Annotated in this window: 17 protein-coding genes; 16 read left to right on the top strand and 1 reads right to left on the bottom strand. The window is 47.2% G+C overall.

Annotation, left to right across the window (positions count from 1 at the left end; genetic code table 11):
- Window positions 1-214 precede the first annotated feature (214 nt).
- Together ABIC22_RS19180 and ABIC22_RS19185 are read left to right on the top strand one after the other, a co-directional pair.
- Window positions 215-943, top strand: a complete 729-nt coding sequence (locus tag ABIC22_RS19180) for a hypothetical protein (protein WP_354483140.1) — start codon at window positions 215-217, stop codon at window positions 941-943.
- A 183-nt stretch (window positions 944-1,126) separates the two neighbouring features.
- The gene (locus ABIC22_RS19185; RefSeq protein WP_127537908.1) at window positions 1,127-1,837 is read left to right on the top strand and encodes a hypothetical protein; all 711 of its coding nucleotides are present in this window, start codon (window positions 1,127-1,129) and stop codon (window positions 1,835-1,837) included.
- 103 nt (window positions 1,838-1,940) lie between these two features.
- Here ABIC22_RS19185 and ABIC22_RS19190 read toward each other — a convergent pair whose 3' ends face one another.
- A complete protein-coding gene (locus ABIC22_RS19190) occupies window positions 1,941-2,657 on the bottom strand; it encodes a Crp/Fnr family transcriptional regulator (RefSeq protein WP_095290364.1) in 717 nt (238 codons plus the stop codon).
- 437 nt (window positions 2,658-3,094) lie between these two features.
- On the opposite strand from ABIC22_RS19190, the gene adhE reads away from it, so the two are divergent.
- The 14 genes from adhE to ABIC22_RS19260 all read left to right on the top strand — a co-directional run bounded on the left by adhE (window position 3,095) and on the right by ABIC22_RS19260 (window position 24,784).
- Window positions 3,095-5,707, top strand: a complete 2,613-nt coding sequence (adhE, locus tag ABIC22_RS19195; RefSeq protein ID WP_127537909.1) for a bifunctional acetaldehyde-CoA/alcohol dehydrogenase — start codon at window positions 3,095-3,097, stop codon at window positions 5,705-5,707.
- Window positions 5,708-6,238: 531 nt separating this feature from the next.
- Window positions 6,239-8,497 (top strand): formate C-acetyltransferase, encoded by a 2,259-nt coding sequence (gene pflB, locus ABIC22_RS19200; protein WP_354483145.1) that lies wholly within the window; start codon window positions 6,239-6,241, stop codon window positions 8,495-8,497.
- 72 nt (window positions 8,498-8,569) lie between these two features.
- Complete coding sequence (gene pflA / locus ABIC22_RS19205) at window positions 8,570-9,322, top strand: pyruvate formate-lyase-activating protein (protein WP_354483148.1); 753 nt, start codon at window positions 8,570-8,572, stop codon at window positions 9,320-9,322.
- 247 nt (window positions 9,323-9,569) lie between these two features.
- Window positions 9,570-10,934: an ABC transporter substrate-binding protein gene (locus tag ABIC22_RS19210; RefSeq protein ID WP_127537912.1), complete on the top strand. Its 1,365-nt coding sequence runs from the start codon at window positions 9,570-9,572 to the stop codon at window positions 10,932-10,934.
- 51 nt (window positions 10,935-10,985) lie between these two features.
- Complete coding sequence (locus ABIC22_RS19215; RefSeq protein ID WP_095359303.1) at window positions 10,986-11,870, top strand: carbohydrate ABC transporter permease; 885 nt, start codon at window positions 10,986-10,988, stop codon at window positions 11,868-11,870.
- Window positions 11,870-12,700 carry a carbohydrate ABC transporter permease gene (locus tag ABIC22_RS19220; RefSeq protein WP_354483152.1) on the top strand — a complete coding sequence of 277 codons (831 nt, stop codon included), beginning with the start codon at window positions 11,870-11,872 and terminating at the stop codon, window positions 12,698-12,700. Before ABIC22_RS19215 ends, ABIC22_RS19220 begins: the two co-directional genes overlap by 1 nt.
- A gap of 30 nt (window positions 12,701-12,730) precedes the next feature.
- On the top strand, window positions 12,731-14,566 hold the full coding sequence (locus ABIC22_RS19225; RefSeq protein ID WP_354483155.1) for a cache domain-containing sensor histidine kinase: 1,836 nt from the start codon (window positions 12,731-12,733) through the stop codon (window positions 14,564-14,566).
- A complete protein-coding gene (locus tag ABIC22_RS19230; RefSeq protein WP_354483158.1) occupies window positions 14,567-15,817 on the top strand; it encodes a response regulator in 1,251 nt (416 codons plus the stop codon).
- Window positions 15,814-17,412, top strand: coding sequence for a beta-N-acetylhexosaminidase (nagZ, locus tag ABIC22_RS19235; protein ID WP_354483160.1), 1,599 nt, complete (start codon window positions 15,814-15,816; stop codon window positions 17,410-17,412). The genes ABIC22_RS19230 and nagZ overlap by 4 nt, the downstream gene beginning before the upstream one ends.
- Before the next feature lie 264 nt (window positions 17,413-17,676).
- On the top strand, window positions 17,677-19,929 hold the full coding sequence (locus ABIC22_RS19240) for a stalk domain-containing protein (RefSeq protein WP_354483163.1): 2,253 nt from the start codon (window positions 17,677-17,679) through the stop codon (window positions 19,927-19,929).
- 368 nt (window positions 19,930-20,297) lie between these two features.
- Window positions 20,298-20,762, top strand: coding sequence for a Fur family transcriptional regulator (locus ABIC22_RS19245; RefSeq protein WP_127537918.1), 465 nt, complete (start codon window positions 20,298-20,300; stop codon window positions 20,760-20,762).
- A 2-nt stretch (window positions 20,763-20,764) separates the two neighbouring features.
- Complete coding sequence (gene yidD / locus ABIC22_RS19250) at window positions 20,765-21,022, top strand: membrane protein insertion efficiency factor YidD (RefSeq protein ID WP_354483165.1); 258 nt, start codon at window positions 20,765-20,767, stop codon at window positions 21,020-21,022.
- A gap of 433 nt (window positions 21,023-21,455) precedes the next feature.
- A complete protein-coding gene (gene metG / locus ABIC22_RS19255) occupies window positions 21,456-23,486 on the top strand; it encodes a methionine--tRNA ligase (protein ID WP_127537920.1) in 2,031 nt (676 codons plus the stop codon).
- Between the two features lie 362 nt (window positions 23,487-23,848).
- Window positions 23,849-24,784 (top strand): metal ABC transporter solute-binding protein, Zn/Mn family, encoded by a 936-nt coding sequence (locus ABIC22_RS19260; protein ID WP_246058249.1) that lies wholly within the window; start codon window positions 23,849-23,851, stop codon window positions 24,782-24,784.
- Window positions 24,785-24,794 lie beyond the last annotated feature (10 nt).

The following is a 24,794-nucleotide window of genomic DNA, read 5'->3' on the forward strand; positions in this document are numbered from 1 at the left end:
TGATGTGACCTGACAACAGAGAGCTCTTGATTTCGCTGAAATCAGGAGTTTTTTGTCTTATATGCTTAATCAGTCATCACGGCTTGTCTGTTCAATATACAGGAAGGTAGAAAGAAACCACCTTTTTCCTGCAGGCCTTGCACATATTGACAGAAGTTATAGTATAATTTAAGAAAAATGGCCGCAGGCGGCCGGAGCGAGGAGGCCACTTGTCATGAGAGAAGAAAGCTTATCCCGTGAAGTACGCTACGGCAAGCAAGATATTGCGGAACTTGAGAGCGCATCCATTCAGGTTCATCTGATTTACAAAAAAGCTGCGGAACTGTTTAAATATTATGTTAATCCCCGCGTGGGTAACCCGGACCCAGGGGAAGCATCTACACTTGGAAACAGCACCGGGCAGGAACTGGCTCCGGTTGTCCTGCAAAAGTGGATTCAGACATCGTCAGGCTGGAAATGCATTGGTTGTGAATTAAAATACCAGGGATCTGTGCAGGATAAGCTGGATGATGATTTTCCACGTGGTCAGCTTATTGGAACTGCCGGGAAACGAAGATATGTGAAACCCGAAATGCTAATTCAAGCCATTGTATGGTCTCAATATGAAAAAATCAGGCTGCTGGCACCATGGCTTGGTGATGAAGCTTTTTATACCACACAAGAGCTGGATGTCATCGCCCGGTACATTGTACCGACATACTTCTCAGAACGTCCCCTGCATGAGCAGGGCAAGCTCTTCAAGATTCACCATCCGTACAGTCAGATCCCGCTGTATCAGGAATACGTAACAGCTCCTACATTCTGTGTACAGATGGATGGAGAGCTGCTCGAAGGGCGACTTTTGACAGGTGTATATGTGTCGGAGGAACAGTTCCATGGGCTTAATCCGTACCTGAAAAATGGGGACGGGGGCCGGACTTATATGCAGGCTTGTGTTCAATAGAGGGTAAATAAATATAAGGGTTGAACGATCCGAACGAAGGAGCCCGTTAGTGGGCTCTTTGTGCTGCAGGAAGGAATATGGAAGAAAAGTAACGGCATTGACACTTTTTTTGGATGAATATTGTGCCATAATAGAAGTTATGGACAACAGGGTGAAGATTTTACGCAGGGTGGTGTTACCGACATGATGAAGAAGTTCCCCGGTTACATCGGTTTATGTTTGCTTATTATGGCAATTCTAGCCGGATGTACAGAGACACAGCCTTCTGAACAGCCGGTGGTCAAGGAGACCGATACTTCCAATACCATTACCGTTGCTGTCGATGGAAGCACTTTTTTGCCTGATGCAACGAAGTCGATTAAGAGGGATTTTAGTGAAGGACTCACGCTTAAGAAGGCGCTATTGAACAGTGGTCTGGTTGATTTTACGGCCGACGGCAAGCGGATTCAATCCGTAGGGGAAGTTTCACTTGATTCCTCGCTAAGCTGGGCAGTTAAGCTAAACGGCAAGGATATTGATCCGGAAAACTGGGGCATGGAGCTTCATGCCAAGGATGAAGTGATCATTTACGTAAAAGCCGCCGACAGTACAGGAGAAGGTGTTGCATATCAGACAACCCTGCTCAAGATCAGCGGCGGCAATATTATGCCAGACCTTAATCGTCAATATGCGGGTGTCTATATCCAGGAGTGCACGGTTCGGGATGTACTTAAGTCCAGCGGCATCGTCAGAATGTCGGAAAACAACAAATACGTCGTTTCGGTTGAAAATGTTGTTCCTCGCATGAATCAGCGTTGGGTAATCATGGTGAATGATAAGGAACTGATGGAAAATGGTTTGGATATGAAGTTGAATCCACGGGATGCGGTTAAATTACAGTTAACGGCATCTTAAACATAATTATAAAGCCCGGACCTCTGCAGGAGGACGGGCTTTTTTCATGTCACGTATAGATTAAGCTTAGTACCGAAAGGTGATGACTTCAAGCACTTAATGCTTAGATGCGGCAGATCTCATTGGGACATAATTCACAATGACAGATGCCTTGGAGCATCTTCAGGTCCTTAATAACAATCATGCCGTTATCATATTCAATGGCATCTTTTTTGCGCAAATCGCTAAGCATGCGGTTCACACTTTCGCGGGTAGCTCCAATCATGTTGGACAGATCCGTGTGGGTAATTTTTTTATGAATAATCACGTGATCGCCGTGGGGCTCGCCATAAGAATTGGACAATCGGATCAAGGTGGAACAGAGCGCACCAGGTTTACCGTATAACATCAGGTCACGGAACTTGGTTTGGGTTAAGCGGTGATGTATGCCCATCCATTTCATAAAATCAATGGCGAAATCACAATGCTGACAGATCAGCATCTCCAGGTCTTTATGCTCCAGTACACCGATTTCACTGTCTTCCAGCACTTCCGCCGAGAACGTATGCTTGGAACCGAAGAACGGATCTGCCTGACCAATCATATCACCGGACTGGTACATGTACATGATAAGTTCTTTGCCTTCATCTGTTGATTTGGTGATCTGGGCACGGCCCCTTTTCATATAATAAAGTTTGTCGGACACATCACCTTCCCAATACAGGTGGGTCCCTTCAGGATAGGTACGGTCTTTCATGGTTACGAGCAGATGATTGAAATTCACTTCCGAGAAACAGTTGGTATTGCCGCGTTTTTCCATGACACTCAGTTGTTCTCTCATAAGTCTATCTCCCCTTTGTATCCACTGGAGGGGGATTACAAACATGCAGTCCCCACTCCATGGTTCGCCGCAATCGTTACCGTCCTGATTAGGGTCATCTCCGCCGGGGAGGACGGTACAAATTGCGGTGGTTCAATTTTTAAGTTCAGTATATACCTAATCTTACCGTTTGAGGGGCATGGAAAGGTGGCAAAAATGGCGAAATTTCAAACATTGTGATTAAATTCACTTTGGAGAGGGAAGGCTGCATTTGACAGCTATATAGTTTAAATAGGAAGTGAAAATGACCTGTGGAAGGAACTCCAAAAAACTTAAATTAAATTTGTTATACTTTGTGAAAATAATCACATAATTAACCTTTTCGACATGTTACGATGTGTACGTAAAGAAGAGAGACAAACCAAAAACCAATACGAACCTTTAGGAGGATGAGGGAGATGGCTGTAAAGAACGAAGTCGCCCCAGCAAAAGAACCGACAGCAGGTCAGTATATTCAAACGTTAATTGACAAAGCGAATAAAGCACACGCAGCATTCATGTCCATGGATCAAAAACAGATTGACCGCATCGTGCAAGCCATGGCACTGGCAGGTCTGGACAAACACATGATGCTTGCCAAAATGGCGGTGGAAGAAACCGGCCGCGGAGTGTATGAAGATAAAATCACCAAAAATATCTTTGCAACAGAATATGTGTATCACAGCATCAAATATGACAAAACCGTAGGTGTAATTGAAGATAACGAGTACGAGAGCTTCCAGAAAATAGCGGAGCCAGTCGGCATTATCATGGGAATTACCCCGGTGACCAATCCGACATCCACCACGATGTTCAAGGCGTTGATTTCCATCAAAACACGTAACCCAATCATCTTTGGTTTCCACCCATCAGCTCAGAACTGCAGCCGCGAAGCCGCCAAAATTCTGCTGGAAGCCGCAGTGAAGCATGGTGCTCCGGCCGACTGTATCCAGTGGATTGATGATCCTTCCATGGACCGCACGAATGCACTGATGAATCATAACGATGTAGCGCTCATTCTGGCGACAGGTGGATCAGCAATGGTACGCGCAGCGTACAGCTGTGGTAAACCGGCACTCGGCGTTGGACCAGGGAATGTACCTTGCTTTATCGAGAAAACGGCAGATATTAATCAGGCGGTAACGGATCTGATCTTGTCCAAATCGTTTGATAACGGCATGATTTGCGCTTCCGAGCAAGCAGTCATCATCGAAGAGCCGATCTTTGATCAGGTGAAAAAGAAAATGATTGCGAACGGTTGTTATTTTGTCAATAAGGATGAAGCTGCGAAATTGACAGCAGGTGCCATCAATGCGGAGAAATGTGCCGTTAACCCGGCGATTGTCGGTCAATCGGCAGTAACCATTGCGCAAATGTGTGGTATCGAAGTCCCGGCTGGCACCAAAATTCTTGTAGCAGAGATTGAAGGCGTCGGCACCAAGTTCCCACTGTCTGCAGAGAAATTAAGTCCCGTACTCGCTTGTTACAAAGTAAAAACGGCAGCTGAAGGGATTGAGCGTGCTGCGGAAGTGGTTGCCTTTGGCGGCATGGGGCACTCCTCTGTTATTCATTCGAATAACGAAGAAGTGATAAGCAAATTTGCGGATCGTCTGCAAACAGGACGGATCATCGTGAATTCGCCATCCACACACGGTGCCATTGGGGACATCTACAACACAAACATGCCGTCATTGACCCTGGGATGCGGTTCATATGGCCGTAACTCGACCTCATCGAATGTCACTGCCGTCAACTTAATCAACGTGAAAAGGGTGGCTCGCCGTACCGTGAATATGCAATGGTTCAAAGTGCCAAACAAAGTGTACTTCGAAAAAGGAGCAACGCAGTATCTGGCCAAAATGCCTGATATTACTCGCGTAGCCATCGTTACGGATGCCATGATGGTCAAACTGGGCTATGTGGAAAAAGTGGAGCATTATCTGCGTCAACGCCAAATGCCGGTAGCAATCGAAGTATTCTCGGATGTAGAGCCCGATCCATCAACAACAACGGTAGACCGCGGTACAGAAATGATGCGCCGCTTCCAGCCTGACTGCATTATCGCTCTTGGTGGTGGATCACCAATGGACGCTGCCAAAGCCATGTGGTTGTTCTATGAATATCCGGACACGGACTTCAACGATCTGAAGCAAAAATTCATGGATATCCGTAAACGGATCTATAAATACCCACGCCTTGGATCAAAAGCAAAATTCGTAGCGATTCCGACAACATCGGGTACAGGATCGGAAGTAACATCGTTTGCCGTAATCACAGATAAAAATCTGGGCAACACCAAATATCCACTGGCAGACTATGAGCTTACACCGGATGTAGCCATCGTAGACCCTGAATTCGTCTATTCACTGCCGAAAACAGCGGTTGCAGATACAGGTATGGACGTACTGACTCATGCCATTGAAGCTTATGTATCGGTTATGGCAAATGATTACACGGATGGTCTGGCGATCAAAGCGATCCAGCTGGTATTCCAATACCTGGAGCAATCGGCGCTGCAAGGGGACAAACTGGCACGTGAGAAAATGCATAATGCTTCGACGATTGCCGGTATGGCTTTTGCTAACGCGTTCCTGGGGATTAACCACAGCTTGGCGCACAAATGGGGCGGACAGTATCACACCGCACATGGACGTACCAATGCAATCCTGATGCCGCACGTCATTCGTTACAACGCGAAAAAACCAACCAAATTTGCATCATTCCCGAAATATTCGCACTTTGTGGCAGATGAGCGGTATGCTGAAATTGCTCGAATTCTGGGATTGCCTGCACGAACTACAGAAGAAGGGGTGAACAGCCTCATCAATGCAATTCGCAAACTGAACAAAACACTTGGTATTGAGGAATCGTTCCAGGAAATCGGATTTGATGCCAAGGATTTTGAAGCTCATGTAGATTACCTGGCCGATCGTGCTTTCGAAGACCAATGTACAACTGCCAATCCGAAACTGCCGCTGGTGACTGAACTGGCAGACGTTTACCGCAATGCGTTCTACGGACGGTTTGAATAAACAGTATCGTTAACAGCAAGGTTTAGGCAATAGGTTCAGGGTTCCCCGGGAGGGGAGCCCCGATTGCCGTCTTTTTGTCGATGACGGAATCCTTTGGGGATCCGTTGAAGTTAACATTTTACACAACAACGGAGGGGGAGAAATAACCTGTAAAAGCGAAGCGTTCGCGTTTATCTCCGGATTTTTCCCTTTGAAAAGGGAACGAAAAAATCTGGAGATAACAGCGATTGGAAGGTTGTTCTACCACGCAGTGATCCGGTGTAAACTTTTACCTTCACCATGATCCTGCAATGGTGGAGTGAGGAAGTTCACTAACTTTGTGATAAAAATCACAGATGGTGAAACCCGCAAGACGTATACTGAAAATGTAAGAAAAACATCCATCCCGCGGTTCCGGTTCCCATGTAGAGAGAACGTGTTCCGGCTGATATGTGAAAAAGTTCACATTAATCGCGGCTCTGGGCACAGATGAGACGATTTTGCTTGCACCCTGTCATGTGTCCGGAAATCCAAATTTGTGGAGGGATTACTATGTCGGTGATCGAAAAAGACGTAAAACAACAAACAGGCTGGAGAAACTTTACGAAAGGCACATGGACCAAATCCGTGGATGTGAATGATTTTCTGGCACACAACCTGTCTCCGTATTACGGGGATGAAGCATTTCTCGCAGGGGCAACACAGAACACCAAAGACCTGTGGGACATCGTATCTGATCTGACCAAAAAAGAACGGGATAACGGCGGTGTACTGGATGTGGACGTAAACACTCCGGGAACGATCGTGTCTCACCAACCAGGGTATCTGGATCAATCCAAGGAACAGATCGTCGGTGTGCAAACCGATGCTCCATTCAAACGTTCCATTCAGCCTACAGGCGGAATTCGCATGATGATTGATGCATGTCAGGCTTACGGCTTCGAAATGCCTCAAGAAGTCATTGATATATTTACTAATATTCGCAAAACACATAATCAGGGTGTATTCGATGCGTATACATCCGAGATGCGCGCAGCGCGCAAAGCCGGCATCATTACAGGTCTGCCTGATGCTTACGGCCGCGGTCGGATCATCGGCGATTACCGCCGGGTTGCTCTGTACGGGGTGGACTTCCTGATCCGCGCGAAAAAAGGAGAACTGAACGCTCTTGAAGTGGATGTCATTGATGAAGATGTCATTCGTCTGCGTGAAGAGTTATCCGAACAAATCCGGGCTCTACAGGAATTGAAGCAGCTGGGCGAAATGCATGGCTTCGATATTTCCCTGCCGGCTACCACAGCGAAAGAGGCGTTCCAATGGCTGTACTTCGGTTACCTCGCTGCCATCAAAGAACAAAACGGTGCTGCAATGTCCCTTGGACGTGTATCTTCATTCCTGGATATCTACATTGAACGTGATCTGCAGGAAGGCATCCTGACCGAAGAACAGGCTCAAGAACTCGTTGACCATTTTGTCATGAAATTGCGGATCGTCAAATTCCTGCGTACACCGGATTACAACGAGCTCTTCAGCGGTGACCCGACGTGGGTAACCGAGTCCATCGGCGGGATGTCCGTGAACGGGGAAACACGCGTAACGAAAAACAGCTTCCGTTTCCTGCACACGCTGCACAATCTGGGACCAGCACCGGAACCAAACCTGACCGTACTCTGGTCTACCAAACTTCCGGAGGCATTCAAAGAGTATTGCAGCAAAGTGTCCATTGAAACCAGCTCCATCCAATATGAGAATGATGATCTGATGCGTCCCATCTACGGAGACGATTACGGGATTGCCTGCTGTGTATCGGCCATGAAGATCGGTAAACAAATGCAGTTCTTCGGCGCTCGTGCCAACCTGGCAAAAGCACTGCTGTATGCGATCAATGGTGGACGCGACGAGAAATCCGGAGCACAGGTGGGACCGGAATATCCGGCCATTACAAGCGAAGTGCTGGATTACAATGAGGTCATGAAACGGTTCAAACCGATGATGGAATGGCTGGCTAAACTGTACATGAATACTCTTAACGTAATCCACTACATGCATGACAAATACAGTTATGAACGGATCGAGATGGCTCTGCATGACCGCGATATCGTACGTACCATGGCCTGTGGTATTGCCGGCCTGTCCGTTGCAGCCGACTCCCTGAGTGCAATTAAATATGCAAAGGTTAAACCGATTCGTAACGAGCAAGGAATCGCCGTTGATTTTGAAATTGAAGGAGACTTCCCTTGTTACGGTAACAATGAAGACAGTGTCGACAGCATCGCGGTTGAACTGGTAGAGAGCTTCATGGGCATGATCCGCAAACATAAAGCGTACCGCAATGCCATTCCAACCCAATCTGTATTGACCATCACATCCAATGTGGTGTACGGCAAAAAAACCGGTACAACACCGGATGGACGTAAAGCAGGCGAACCGTTTGCTCCAGGTGCCAACCCGATGCATGGACGTGACAAAAAAGGAGCTCTGGCATCCCTGGGTTCTGTAGCCAAATTGCCTTATGAACACAGCCTGGACGGTATTTCCAACACATTCTCGATTGTGCCTAAAGCGCTCGGTAAAGAGTCCGATACGCGCAAATCCAATCTGGTTGCCATGATGGACGGTTATTTTGGTCAAGGTGCTCACCATCTGAACGTGAACGTGTTCGATCGTCAGCAGTTGATTGACGCCATGGAGCATCCGGAAAACTATCCACAATTGACCGTAAGGGTATCCGGATATGCCGTAAACTTCATCAAATTGACGCGTGAGCAGCAGCTGGATGTCATTAACCGGACCTTCCACGGTTCGATGTAATAACACGGTAAACAGGAGTAGATCACCATCATAAACGCACAGCGGATGCGGATACAGAAAGGAAGAGGCAGCATGGTTAACGGACATATTCATTCACTCGAAACTTTCGGGACGGTTGACGGCCCAGGCATCCGCTTCGTGCTTTTTATGCAGGGATGTCACCTGAAATGCCAATATTGTCACAACCCGGATACATGGGCGCTTGATGGAGGCCGGGATATGAGCGTGGAGGAAGTTCTCGCTGAGATCGAGCCATACTTGACCTATTATCGCAGTTCGGGTGGCGGACTTACGGTATCGGGAGGCGAACCGACGCTGCAGGCTCAGTTCGTCGGCCAGGTTTTCAAAGAAGTGAAGCGGCGCTGGGGACTGCACACCACCCTGGACAGCAACGGCTACAATGAACCTGAACGTATTCTTGACTTGTTGGACCATACGGATCTGGTCATGCTGGATCTGAAACATATCGATGATGAAAAGCATATCAAGCTTACTGGGAAATCCAATGAGAGAACACTTCGGATGGCCCGCTGGTTATCGGATCATGGCCGGAAAATGTGGATTCGGCACGTATACGTGCCAGGCATTCATGATGATGAACAAGATCTGCTTAACCTGGGACGCTATATCGGAACATTGAATGGTGTGGAGAAGTTTGAGATTTTACCATATCACCAGATGGGCATATACAAATGGCAGGCACTGGGAAAAGTATATCCGCTCGAAGGCGTTCCGTCTCCTACCGAAGAAGATGTGGAACGGGCTTATCGCTTGATTGAACAGGGGCGGAAAGAAACGACAGACACACTTGCTCGGGCAAAATGATCCATATCCATGGGTCCGATAGAAAATGAATATTCCATAAAATGGACCCACTCTTCAAACAGTCTTTGCGACAGACGTCGCAAGGGCTGTTTTTTGTTGCATTTTACATGAGGATTACGAAAAGGCTTGTTCAGTGAAGGATTTTATCCCCTCATTGATGAATTGTCATCCTTACGATGGTAGCTCCGGCTTTTTATAATCAGAGTGTAAAACCAAATGCGCAATATGCCGAGGAGGGTCAACGACGATGAAAAAAAGAATGATAATGCTGCTCTCACTGCTGCTGGTTACGTCCTGGACGCTGGCTGCATGTTCGGGCTCAGGGAACGAAAATCCGCAGGGAGCCTCAGGCTCCGAACCGGAGACGAGCAAGGAACCGGTGGAAATGCTGCTTCGTCACACCCAAGTAGGGGCGGATAAACAGAAACGGCTGGCCATTCTGCAGGACGTCGTCGACAAAGTGGAAAGTGAGGTCCCTAATCTGACCTTTACGCTGGACGGGGTTGAATCAGATGTGAACCGGAAGGAAAAGCTTCGCGGGGAAATGGCGGCCGGCAATCCACCGGATATTTTCGAACTGTTCGGGAGCCCGGACTCCAAAGTGTATGCCAAGGAAGGCATGCTGCTGGATCTGACACCGATTTTGCAAGAGCTGGGCATTCAGGATCAGTTTACATCCCTTGAACCGTTCACGTATGAAGGCAAAGTGTATGGATTGCCGATTGGTGGTTCAGGCGAAGGTTTTTTCTATAACAAAGAATATTTTGCAAAAAAGGGCTGGCAAGCACCAACGACCATGGCTGAGCTTGATAATATGCTGGCCGAGATCAAAGCAGATGGGAAAGTGCCTCTTGCCTCTGCTTCCAAGGCCGGCTGGGTCCCGCTGATGTTGACGAACCATCTGTGGTCCCGTTATGCCGGTCCCGAGATTACTGCGAAGTTTGCAACTGGTGAAGCCAAGTGGACCGATCCGGGTGTGATTCAAGGTTTTGCGAAGCATAAGGAATGGGTCGATAAGGGGTATTTCAAAAAAGGCGAGCTCGGCTTCGAATACGCTGAATACACGACTCAATTCACAAGTGGTGAAGCGGTATTGATGTATGACGGAACATGGAAATCATCTGTATTCAAGGAAGGACAGAGCGGGGAATCGTTGATCGGCAAGGTTGGATTCTTCAATATGCCGCCGGTAGAGAATGGCGTAGGAGATCAGACTTCCCTCATGCGTGATGTCAATAATGGATATGGCTTCTCGGCATCTGTAGCGGAAGATCCTCAGAAGCTGGAAGCGGTAAAAGCGTTCATCAAAAACTTCTATAATGAAGACATGCAGGTGCGTGGACTTGTAGAAGATGGAGTCCTTCCTGCCATGAAGCTGGATGAGAAGGTATTAACGGACAGCATTACTGACGAGCTGATGAAGGAAATCGTTGCTGTCCTGAATGCATCCCAGACATCATTCCCAGCCTTTGATGCGCTGGTACAGGCGGATGTGACCACCGAGATCAGCAATCTGCAGATTCAAAAACTAGTTGGCGGACAGACCACGCCGGAGAAGATGGCGGAGGAGCTGCAGCAAGTTCAGGAGGAAGCCAACGCTTCCGTGGAATAATGAATCTACTCTACCCAAAGCTGCAACTGAAGTTACTGAAGGAGGCTGAATATGAATACTTCACTCCGCAGCCCACTCATCTACACGCTGTTTGTATTACCGGCATTGATCTTGTTTGTCATGTTTTTCCTGTATCCGATTGGCAGCTCACTGTACTATAGCTTGACCAGCTGGAATGGCGTTTCGACAGACCCACGATTTGTGGGTTTGTCGAATTATGCCAAGGCTTTAACCGATGAACGGTTTTGGATATCCACACGGAATAATGGCTTTTTTATCGGATTTTCCGTATTGATCCAGGTTCCGCTGATTGTATTATTTTCATTGCTTATTGCCAATGTCAAACGATTAAAGGGAGTATACAAAACGGCTGTTTTTTTACCTTCTATTATGTCGACGGCAGTCATCGGCATTTTGTGGGGATTTATCTATGAGCCCAACATCGGGCTGTTGAATCAACTGCTAAATACGTTTGGCATTCCGCCGGTTTATTGGCTTTCGGATAATCGTTTCGCGATGCTGTCCATTCTTGTGACCAATGCCTGGCAGTGGACCGGATTTTACATTGTCATGGTACTGGCGGCCATTCTCGCCATTCCCCGTGATCTGGACGAAGCAGCAGCCATCGATGGTGCGACGGCAGTGCAGCGGGCCACCCGAATTACGCTGCCGCTCATCAGGCCCATTATTTCGGTTGTCATTATGTTGTCCATTGCCGGAGCGATGAAGGCAGCAGATATTGTGCTTGTAATGACCAAAGGCGGACCGGCCGGCTCCACCGAGGTGCTTGCTACGTATATGATCAAATATGCGATTACCAATTTTAAATATGGGTACGGCAATACGGTAGCGGTTCTGATCTTTGCTCTGACACTTGTGCTGACGGCTGTGTACCAACTGCTCGTGGCAAGGCACAACGAAAGGGTGGAGTATTGATGGTAAAGAATATACGAGCCAGTATTCCTCATGTGTTGTTGATGTTATATTTGATCGCTATTTTATTTCCCTTTTTATTCGTTATCTTCTCTTCATTCAAACAGGATAACAATGAAATTGCTCTCCATCCGTTTGGTCTGCCAACTAACTGGGTGTTCAGCAATTACGTGGAAGCCTGGGTCAACGCCAAAATTGGTACGTATTTCTGGAACAGCATGTACATTTCGGTGCTCTCTTCGGCAGGAACCATTATACTGGGTGCCATGTTTGCTTTTGCTGTAACCCGGATGAGACACCGCAAGTGGAGCCTGATTCTCTATAGTCTTATACTGGCCGGCATGCTTATTCCGAACAATGCGCTGATGCTGCCCATTTATTTGCTCGTCCGCAAGCTGGGCATATTGGACACGCATCTGGCTTTGATTGTTCCCTATGTAGCGAATGCCATTCCTTTTACGATTATCATACTGGCTGCTTTTATGAGATCACTCCCCGGAGAGATAGAGGAAGCAGCGGTAATGGATGGCTTGAGGGCCCCGGGGATCTTTGCTAAAATAGTGATACCTCTTACAGTTCCAGCCATCGTTACGGTATTTATCGTGAATTTCCTCGGCAACTGGAACGAATTTTTGCTCGCCAATTATTTCCTATCTACAGATAAGCTGCGCACCCTGCCTGTAGGCATGGTCCAGTTTCGTGATCAGTACCAGATGAACTATGCCCAGATGTCCGCAGGAATTGTATATAGTGTTGTGCCTGTCATTGTTATTTACGCCATACTACAGGAGAAAATTATTGAAGGTGTGACCGCAGGCGGCGTCAAGGGTTGATGGCCTACGCGGTTATTGGGGAGAACGGATATGAACTTGCGCATGAAGCTGGCCTTGGCATTTCTGCTGTTAATCATTGTACCGATGTGTGCACTGGGTGTCGGGATGTTTCTGGTCACCTCACATACGATTGAGAAGAAATACAACCAACAGGCCGAATATGCCCTCCAGGCCATTAGTTATAATATCGAAAATGTTTTTCAGCAGATAAACAATGTCACGGATAACGGGATCGCCACGTCGGTATTTCAAATGGCACTCAACGCCAAAGACCCGACCAAGCAGGATCTCGGGACCGGTAATCAATTATCGCTCAATGCCAGCCAGCGCAATTTCCGATCTCTTCTATATAACTATCCGTTCATTAGCTATGCTTTCTTGTATGATCTGCGTTCGTCCCAGAACAATCAGATCGTCTCCATATTTACCAAGGAAAATTTTGAAACGCTTCCTTTTCAGCAATTCAAGGTACACCCTTTATTTCAGGAAATCCATCAGCTTAATGGCGTGCCCAAATGGCTTGCCCCGCTTGAGTATCCCGAACTTACCGGTAACGATCCTGTCTTTACGCAGATCAGGTTAGTGAAGGAACTCAGTTATTTTCAAAATATCGGAATTCTGGTGGTACAAATCAAAAAGGGGGAGATCGATCGCATCTTCCGGCATTTGCAGATCAGTGATTCCGCTCAAAATACGTCCTTTCTATTAATAAATGAAGAAGGTTTGGTAGTCTATGACCCATCCGGGCGATACAGTGGGGAGAAGATGGAGAACCTCGGTGTAAACGCAACCAGTTATGGCCCTGGCTTCAGCAGCATCCGGACCGTATTTGATGGCACGGAGAGTATCCTGTCCCAGTATCATCTGAAAAACTACGGTTGGAGTTTAATCAGTGTCACTTCTTGGGAAGCGCTGTCGGCTGAAACGAACGTGTTTGCAGGCTGGTCGGTGATTATTATTCTGGTCTGTCTTCTTGCTGCGATGGTCTTCAACCTGTTTTTCATGAATCGTATAACCGGCAATATTGCGGTGCTGGTCCGCTTCATGCGGCGAGTCGAGGATGGTGACTTCAACGCACGGGTTGAGGGTAAGGGATTCGATGAGATGCAGCTTCTTGCCCATGGATTCAATGAACTGCTGGACAGGATTGGAAGCCTGTTTCGCCGTGTGCGGGCAGAGCAGCAGCAAAAAGCCAAGGCTGAACTGCGTGTGCTGCAGGCTCAGATCAAACCACACTTCCTGTTCAATACATTGGAATCCATCAACGGGTTGGCCATGCGGGGAGAGGGACGGAAAGTCAGTGAAATGGTAAACCGTCTTGGCAATATTCTTCGGATCAGTATTCAGGATCAGGAAGAAATTCCACTGGGCGAGGAAGTAAGGCATCTTCAGAGTTATCTTGAAATTCAGCAATACAGATTCAGCGAATTGTTTACGTACGAAGTGGATATTCCTACTCATTTATATGCATCCTCCGTACTTAAACTGACCTTGCAGCCGTTAGTAGAAAATAGCATCCAGCATGGCTTCGAGGGTATTGAGTACAAGGGAGTACTTCGAATCAGTGCGTTTGAGCTGCACCATAATCTGATACTGCAAGTGGAGGATAACGGACTTGGCATTCCCCAGGAAATAATGGGGAGATTCGAATACATGGCAGAGGATCCTCCGGAACATTCGCATGCAAAAGAAGGGGAGCAGTCCGTATCCTCCATGGCTGAACGCCGGGGACTCGGCTTACGAAGTGTGGCAGATCGGATACGAATCCGATACGGGGCGGGATATGGCATATTCATATGTTCTGCTCCAGGCCATGGAACAGTAATTCAATGCATAATTCCACGATATGAGCAGGGGGATGCCTAGATGAATCTGACGGCAATGATTGTTGATGATGAACTGCCGATTTTGGAAAATTTGAGACTGATCCTGCCCTGGGAGGACATGGGGATTGAAATTACGGGCACGGCCAGAAGTGGAATAGAAGCACTGGATAAGGTAGCTGATTGCCATCCTGACATCATGCTGTGCGATATCCGCATGCCTACCATGGATGGTTTGGAACTTATTCGAATCCTGCGCGAGCGGGGCGAGTCATGTGAGATTATTTTGCTGACCGGATATCAGCAGTTCGAATATGCCCGAACGGCCATCCGTTACAATGTACATGAATACATATGCAAACCCATTGATTACTCGGATCTGGAGAACAAATTACGTGAGTTAACCGAACAAATTATTCAGAAACGAATAACAAGTGAGTCTGAACGCCATCGAAGTATAGAAATGGAAAACTGGATCAGGCACAAACATGTGACCGATTTGCTGCGGGGTGAAAAGGAAAATTTGGCATGCTTCCCAGTGCAATCCTCGGAAACGTCCCCCTCTGCTGATCGCTATGTCCTGATCCTTGTGGATGCAGAAGGTTATTTCCGCCATTCCATCGGCTGGTCTGCTGACCAGCATCAGCAATGGCATGATGAAATTCATACCAATCTTAGAGATCTAACAGAAGTAATAGAAGGAAGCATCATAACTCACGTCCGTAAGGGAGAATGGGGGATATTGCTTAAGGCTTCGCTTGGATGGGAGACCAGAGCAGATCAACTAGCTCAGCGTATTCAAAAGAGGCTTAATGCCATCTTTGCTACAGATTCAGCAATGAAGACAAGGATTATTCTGGACGATACGCCCGTATGTCTGGACCACCAGATTATTGAGCGATACCGGCATTGTCAGAAACAAAGCGCCTCGCGTCCTTCGGTTTCGGAATGGATCAAGTCTGCATGTGAGTATATGGATACACATCTGGATCATGATCTTGGCATAGATGAGGTAGCGGATTGGCTGGGAATCAGTTCGAGTTACTTTTGTCAGCTGTTCAAAAGCCATGTCGGGGTTACATTTGTTGAATATATGACCCAGAAACGGATGGAAACAGCAGCGATGTTATTGAGTACAACGGAATGGAGCATTACGTCGATTGGGGAAGCCACCGGCTATAAAGAGCGGCGTTATTTCTCCAAGGTATTCCATAAACATTTTCATATGAAGCCGTCCGAATACAGGCAAAGCCATAGAGTAGCCACTTCATTGGAGGAGGAAATGCATACATGAGCTCATGGGGACATTTCACACTGGAGCAAAAGGTGGGTCAGCTGTTTATGTGCGGTTTTCATGGACAGCAAGTGGACGAACAGATTACAAGGTTGATACAGGACTACCATGTTGGGGGTGTTATTTACTTCAGGCGCAACGTGGAAAGTGTGGAACAATTGACCCGACTGTCTGCCGAGCTGCAGAGTTTGGCCGCAAAAAGCAGTGAGCTGCCGCTTATGATCTCGGTAGATCAGGAAGGCGGTATGGTTGCGAGAATTGATAAGGACGGGATTACCAGAGTACCGGGAAGCATGGCTCTTGGCGCAACAGGTCATCCGGACTATACGTATCAATGTGCACGGATTCTTGGGGCTGAGCTTAAGCGGATTGGGATCGATATGAACCTTGCACCCGTTGTTGACGTGAACAATAACGTTCTTAATCCGGTGATAGGCGTGCGGTCTTATGGGGAAAATGCCGAGAACGTCGCCGTCCATGGTGCGGCAGCCATTGCTGGATATCAGTCCAGCGGCATAGCTGCAACAGCGAAGCATTTTCCGGGGCATGGAGATACAGCCGTAGATTCACATCTTGGCATGGTAACGGTTCCGCATGAATGGCAAAGGCTGGAGCAGGTGGAGCTGCGGCCTTTTCGCCGGGCCATTGAGGCAGGTGTGGATGCCATCATGACCGCACATGTAATCTTTCCGGCAATTGAACCTGAGCCTATTCCTGCAACGTTGTCCCGTAACGTATTACATGAATTGCTGCGCGAACAAATGGGGTTTAAAGGAATTATTATTACAGATTGTCTGGAGATGCACGCAATATCCAAACCATATGGGGTTGCGAATGCGGCTGTTCGTGCAGTTAAGGCAGGAGCAGATTTGATTCTGGTCAGTCATACCCTGGAGGAGCAAATTGCAGCTATAGATGCTGTGGTAGAAGCGGTCCGCTATGGAGACATCGAAGAGCAGATCATTGACCTGGCACTGGAGCGTGTCGTGGATTGGAAGCAAAAACGCTGCGGTAATCAATTAAGTGAACAATCAAGTGAACAATTAAGTATGCCATATTCGTTTTCATCCGTTCCGGAGAATGTGCTGTTAGATGAAATTGCATGCAAGAGCATTACCGTAGTGCATAATGACGGTGTACTGCCATTAAAGCCCGAACAAAATGTGTTTGTTGTATGGCCTGAGGTTGTACAGCGAACAGAGGTAGATGAACCTTGGTCCCATTCGGATTCACTTGGGAGGGTGCTTGGGCAATACAAAAAACATGTTCGGGAGCATAAAATAACAACACAGCCGTCATATGAAGAAGCAGAACGAATTACGAAAAGTGTGATGGAGGGAGAACAAGTCATTGTATGCACGTACACCTCAGCCGGGGTTCTTCCCAAAGGTCAGCGTTACTTGATTGAACGGCTGAGTGTAAACCATTCATTAATTGTTGTAGCTTTGCGTAATCCCTATGATCTGCTGGAAATACCCAGGCCGGGAGCTTACGTATGTACTTACGAAAATACACCTGCCGTCGTGCGTGCACTCTCCTTGTTAATTACGGGTGAACTGAATCCGTGTGGAAGCTTGCCCGTCCGATTAAGTTAACTTTAAAGTGATAAAGACGGCCTTACTATTATGTGGTGATATTCATCCATATAATGGTAAGGTTTTTTTGTTGAATATATCAATTGAATCTTTGAATGATGATGAAATGATAACTAATTATTTTCATAGTGTTTTCGCTCTATTAAAACTTTACATTTCTAATCTATTATTTTTAGCAACTTTTCCCGGTGACAAGCGTCTAATAGTATGACTTTTTGAGGGGGATATTAATAAAATGGGAGCAGAAGGAGCCAAAGAAAAAGAATGAATTTGAAGAAGAAATTGTCTATACTTACCGCTTTAGCTGTTTTTCAGGCGTTTGCAGCCATTCCTGCGAATGCACAGGCAGCTGATCAGAGCGATTCGACACCAGTGAATACAGCCAAAGTTAAATCCGTTGAGGTTATTAAGAAAGAACAAACCATAGCGGAATCCGAAGTAAAAGATCAATCAGGTACACAGACTTCCGATAACGATACAACGGAGGAGACGAATCCTGAATCCACAGAATCATCAGGTACAGACGTTACTCCAGTTGACCCTGCAACTCCTGCTGAATCTGAAGATGCAGAAGGTACAGAGGAAGAAGCGCCAGCACCTACACCTGTAGAGGTTGAGCAGCCTTCCACTAGTGGTCAGTCCGGAACTGCCGGCGGAGACCTGACGCTGTACATGAACAGCAATAAAATGGTGCAAGATGGCAAGACATACCTTGCCGGACAGCCGATGGCTGTCAAAAATGGTGTATCCTATGTAGCGATCCGCGCGCTGGTTGACCGAGTTGGCTATGATGTGAAGTACGACAACACGACCAAGGAAACGATCATTATTAGCGGGGAAGATGAGCTGCGTTTCAAGACCAACAGCAAAATCTATACCGTTAATGGTGAAGCGAGAACGATGAAGGGCGCTGCTTACCAACAAAAGAATACGTTTATGGTGCCGCTGACTTCAATTACACAGGCACTCAACATTACTTATACAGTGAACCAATCCGCCAAAACGGTGGTATTGAAACTGAGTACCAAACCGGTAGCCAGTTTCACGGTACCCAAAGAAGTTTTTGCCGGTGACAACGTAACATACACAACGAAATACAGTTCTCCCAAAGGACTGGATATTGTGGATGAGCGCTGGACTGGCCGTCAGGATTCGTTCGACCAACCAGGTACATATACGGTAACGTATGCTGTCCAGGATTCAAGCGGTCAATGGAGTGATCCTTACTCTGTAACAATCCAGGTCCAAAAACCGAATCTTCCTCCTGTAGCGATGTTCACTACAGACAAGGAAGAGTACAAAATGGGTGAAAAGATCACCTACATTGATCAAAGCACAGACGACGAAAATGCCATTGAGACAACAGAGTGGGACAACAACGCACTGGCATTCTTTGTCCCTGGACCGAAGACGATTACGATTACCGTTACAGACAAACACGGTCTGAGTAACAGCTACTCCAAAATCATCAATATCACGGGTGAAACGTTGTACACTCTTTCCGATTTCAATCAATTGTTCACACCGGTAGGTGGAAAGTTCACTTTTAATGGCGGAGAAGTGCCTGCCATGGAGAAGGTTCCGTACACTTACTATGATGAGCAAAGCATTCTGATTCGCAGTAACAGTCCCGAAACCGTTAATACCGAAGGGATTGTCTACAAGGAATCTTCCATTGGACAAACACGTTTCATGATTCACCATGTGAACAACACGGGCAAAAACGTGAAAATGTATGTTGTGGCTACCAACAACAATATGTATCCAGCGACACTGGAACAGCAGAACATGGGCTTCGCAGGTCCTTCTCCGTTTGCTACTGTTGCCGGGAAACTGTCGATTGACCGCTGGTTCAAATCCATGCAGGAAGGCACTGGCAAAACAGATGTTATCCTGCAGCCTGGAGAGAGCAAGCTGATCCTTACGGAACTGAGTGCCCTGCCGATGAAAAAGGGCCAGGTCATTTCCCTGTACTCCGATGTATTCAGCGATTACAGACTGGACTACAACATTATTATGATTGAAGAAAACAAAGACCCGATGGAAGTATGGTCTACGCTGCCTGTACTGGATCGTGACGGTGTTCACAACCGGGGAACATACCCGAATGCAACACGTGTCATCACGTATGATCAAGAAGTAGGTGCGAAGCCTTCCCGTCTTCCGCTTGGTGACAATGCAAGTGATCCAAACCTTGTCGGAACAGACCCGATGGCCTACACAGATGCTTCCAACGCCGGTAACTTTGGTGTGCTTTATAAAATTACACTGAATAACGTAGCACCGCGTACGCTGATCTCGTTCAACCCTCGTGGCGGTAAATATTCGGGTGTGGCACTTGTTAACGGCCAGGTTGTACAAATTTCCGAGGGTAAATCCTTGAGCGCTCCTAACGAGCAAAGTGTACTCTATCGCACAGGCTCTTATGGTGAGAGTGTTACCATTCTGTTTTCAGCGGCACCAGGAAGCAATCTTCCTGTAAATCTGCTGTTCACCCCGCTTCCGGCTGAGAAGTAATCTTGACCAGGCAACAAGGAACGGACGGTTTGGAGTGAAAGCTTATATTTCATATACCCGATCACCCCAAAAGTCGCCCGAAGAAATGATCTTCTGAACCGTCAGAGAAGGACTCCATGTGAATGGGGTCCTTTTTAATGATCTGAGGTGAACAGTGCGCTAGTCGTTTCGTTGACTCTAATCCGAATTTGAGGCATTATTAGAATTATAATAACAAGCATGGTATCAGCGTTGCATAATTGTAATTCCCATGAAGTCCAATGGGTAGCATCTGGACGAATAAACCTTAGTAATCCAGCTTTTTGCTAATTTGGATTTGCTCTTAGGATGTATGCATAATGCTTGTATGACAGGAGGTGCTTGAAGTCATGCTGTCGACAGAACAGATTATTAATACTATGTCCTCACAGGGACTTCGCATTACGGATCAGCGGAAGACACTGGCCCGGTTATTTGCCGAATCTCCTGGGTATCTTACACCCAAGGACGTCTATGAATATATGGGTAAGACTTACAGCGGACTGAGCTTTGACACGGTATATCGGAACTTGCGTGTCATGCAGGATTTGGGTGTGCTGGAGCAGGTCATTTTTGAAGACGGTGTAAAATTCAGAGCGCATTGCAGTGAAGATCACCATCACCATCATATGATCTGTCTGAAATGTCAGAAGACCTATCCGATCGTTTTTTGTCCGATGCAGCTGGCAGATGCTCCAGAACAGTTTCAGGTTGTGGATCATAAATTTGAAGTGTTCGGATACTGCAAAGATTGTGCGGAATATGCTCCGGCGAAAGTGTCCACTGGGCATTCACACGATCACGGGAAACACTAACCATGAAGCTATCCCGCAGAGTGGCACAGGCGCCCATTCGGGTATATCGAAATTATATTTCTCCCTTGAAGCCACCTACATGTCGCTTCTATCCGACTTGTTCGGCATACGCAATGGAAGCGATCGAGGTTCATGGCGCATTCAAAGGTACACTGCTGGCTGCCAAGCGTATCGCAAAATGCCATCCGTTTCATCCCGGTGGCGTTGATTTGGTTCCGCCAAAGACAGAAAAAACGGTCATGGTACATGATGAGGGATGAAGGTGGAGTCATTAACGGCACGATCGGATGACAAGGTCGTAGTTGTACTGCTGCCGACTTGACAAAGAGGGCTGCATTTCAGTATATTTTTCGTATAATGATTTCCAGTGAAGGGATAAGTACAGACACACCCCCAGTGCAGAGAGCCGGATGAGCTGAGAACCGGTCTGGGAGGAGGATGGAATATGGTCCCGGAGGAACCTCTTCCGAGCGTGCAGACGTGTATGTAGACGCTGTCGTAAGGCTGGGGCGTGATCCAGCGTTAATGGGCGGTCGAAGGACCGGCAGAGCCTGTGTTTTGCAAAAAGCACGGGGAATTTGGGTGGTAACACGTGAGATCTACTCTCGTCCCATAGGGGCGGGAGTTTTTTGTGTTCTTTTTTAGTTAAGAACGCGAAAGCAAGCATGACATATGAAGGAGGAGAAGTCTTTCATGACTGATCAAAAAACATTTTATCTGACGACGCCGATTTATTATCCGAGTGACAAATTGCATATTGGGCATGCGTACACAACGGTAGCTGGAGATGCAATGGCTCGTTACAAACGTCTGCGCGGTTATGCAGTGCGTTACCTGACAGGAACCGATGAGCACGGACAGAAAATTGAACGCAAGGCTCAGGAGAAGGGGCAGACACCACAGGCATTTGTAGACGACATCGTTGTAGGCATCAAGGAGCTGTGGAACAAGCTGGATATCTCCAATGACGATTTCATTCGTACAACGGAAGAACGTCACAAAACAGTTGTACAGGATATTTTCGATCGTTTGCTTAAACAGGGAGATATCTATAAGGGTGAGTACGAGGGCTGGTACAGCATTCCAGATGAAACCTACTACACGGAAACCCAACTGGTTGATGTAGAGAAGAATGAGAAGGGTGAAATTGTCGCTGCCAAAAGTCCGGATAGCGGACACCCGGTAGAACTTGTCAAAGAGGAATCCTATTTCTTCCGCATGAGCAAATATGCAGATCGTTTGCTGAAATATTATGAAGAGAATCCTGGTTTTATTCAGCCGGAATCCCGCAAGAACGAGATGATCAACAACTTTATCAAGCCGGGTCTGGAAGATTTGGCCGTTTCCCGTACAACGTTTGAATGGGGCGTTAAAGTCAAAGGCGATCCGAAGCACGTCGTATATGTCTGGATCGATGCATTGTCCAACTATATTACGGCTCTCGGCTACGGATCATCCGATTCATCACTGTATGACCAGTTCTGGCCTGCAGACGTTCATCTGGTAGGTAAGGAAATCGTTCGTTTCCATACCATCTACTGGCCAATCATGCTGATGGCACTTGACCTGCCTTTGCCGAAAAAAGTATTTGCGCATGGCTGGTTATTGATGAAGGACGGCAAAATGTCCAAATCGAAGGGCAATGTTGTTGATCCAGTGACCCTGATTGACCGTTACGGCCTGGATGCACTGCGCTATTATCTGCTGCGTGAAGTTCCATTTGGTTCGGATGGTACATTCACTCCAGAGAGCTTTGTAGAGCGTGTGAACTCGGATCTGGCCAATGATCTGGGGAACCTGCTCAACCGTACCGTTGCGATGGTGGATAAATATTTTGAAGGCAAGGCACCTGCATTTACTTCGGGTGTAACGGAATTCGATGCTTCACTGGAAGAAGCCGGCCTTGCAGCGGTGGATAAAGTGGAGCAGGCGATGGAAAATCTGCAATTTTCCGTTGCGCTGACGGCGATCAGCCAATTTGTTAGCCGGAGTAACAAATATATTGATGAGACACAGCCTTGGGCTCTGGCACGCGATGAAGCGAAACGGGATGAACTCGCATCCGTTATGTCTCACTTGATCGAAAGTCTGCGTATTGCTTCCATCTTGCTGCAGCCGTTCCTGACTCGTGCTCCGCATAAAATCTGGGAACAGCTTGGTATTCAGGAAGGCGAACTTACAGCTTGGGATACGTCTAAGCAGTGGGGTGTCATTCCAGCGGGAAATGCTCTGCAAAAGGGTGACCCAATCTTCCCTCGTCTCGACTCGGAGCAGGAGGTTGCGTATATTGCTGAAGCCATGACCGGAGGCAAAAAAGCGGAACCGCAAGCGGATGGCGCACAAGGTAATGCTGGTGATTCTGCTCAAGCTTCCGAACCTGTGACTGCACCTGAGAGCAAGGAAGAAATCGGCATCGACGATTTTGCCAAAGTGGAACTGCGTGTAGCACAGGTTATCGCCTGTGAACCGGTCAAAAAAGCCGATAAGCTGCTCAAATTGCAGCTGGATCTCGGTTATGAGCAGCGTCAGGTCGTATCAGGGATCGCGAAGTTCTACTCCCCCGAAGAGATGGTTGGACGCAAAGTCATTTGTGTAACGAATCTCAAACCAGTAAAATTGCGCGGTGAGCTGTCCCAAGGTATGATTTTGGCGGCATCTCATGGAGACCAATTAACACTGGCTACGGTGCCGGACAATATGCCTAATGGTGCACAAGTAAAATAAATTTTGCTGAACATTTAGTCCGACGCTTGATTATATGAAGAATGAAGGTGACCCGATGCTATCGGGTCGCTTTTTTCTTTCCTCTTGATTGCCCTGCTAATAACGTAGGAAAACAAGCATATACTGTTATGAACTCTGCGCTCCAGGGGAGAATAAATAGGACCCGACCGCTTGACAACCACGTTCAGGTTACCTATAATTCTTTCAGTAATGTTTACGATTAAGAGATGCGGAGTGAAGCAATAGTGAAATGGTATAATGAAACAACTCAAACCAGGGGTACCCGGATACAGCATACAAGCAAACGTGGCCAAACCAGAACGAAATGGTTATGGAGCAGCTTGCTTATTCTCAGTTTGCTCATGTTGTCGGCGTGCGGACAAAGTAATTCGGAAAGTGCCAAGATCGAGGAAGGCAAAGTGAATGTGATCACGAGTTTTTATCCTGTATATGCTTTTACAACAGCCATCGGCGGTGAAGACACAAACGTTATTAATTTGCTGCCAACCGGCGTTGAACCCCATGACTGGACGCCAAAGAGCCAGGACATTGTAAACACCTCCAAGGCACAATTGTTCCTATACAACGGTGCAGGCCTTGAAGGATGGGTACCTAACTTTCTCAAGTCCCTTAACAGCGATACTCAAGTGAAGTCTGTGGCTGTAAGTGATGGAGTGAGCTTGCTGACTGCTGAAGGTGATGATGGGCATAACCATGGAGAAGAGCATGAAGACGAACACGCAGAAGAAGCAGGCACAGAGGACGTTGCAGACCATCATGTGGACCCTCATACATGGGTAAGTCCCAAGTCGGCTATCGTAATGGCTGAAAATATCAAAAATAGTCTGGTCGAAGTAGATCCTGATCATCAGGATGGTTACGAACAGCGTTATGAGGAACTTCGCACCAAACTCGAAGCGCTAGATCAGCGCTTTACGGACGAATTATCCAAAGTCTCCAATAAAGAAATTGTTGTGTCCCATCAAGCATTTGGATATCTTGCACGTGATTATGGTTTGACCCAGCATGCGATCATGGGGCTATCCCCGGATGCTGAACCAACAGGTCAGGATATTGTGAATCTGTCCAAGCTTGTGAAGGAAGAGGGCATCAAGTACATCTTCTTCGAAGAGCTGGTCTCCGACAAATTGGCCAAAACACTCGCTGGCGAAGCCGGTGTGGAAACGATGGTGCTGAATCCGGTTGAAGGGCTTACCAAGGAACAGGCGGCCAATGGGGATGATTATTTCACCCTGATGGAGAAAAATTTGCAAAATCTGCTGATCGCATTAAAATAAGATAGACTGA

Origin of the sequence: Paenibacillus sp. PvP094 (assembly GCF_040546835.1) — a bacterium.
Classification (GTDB): domain Bacteria; phylum Bacillota; class Bacilli; order Paenibacillales; family Paenibacillaceae; genus Paenibacillus; species Paenibacillus illinoisensis.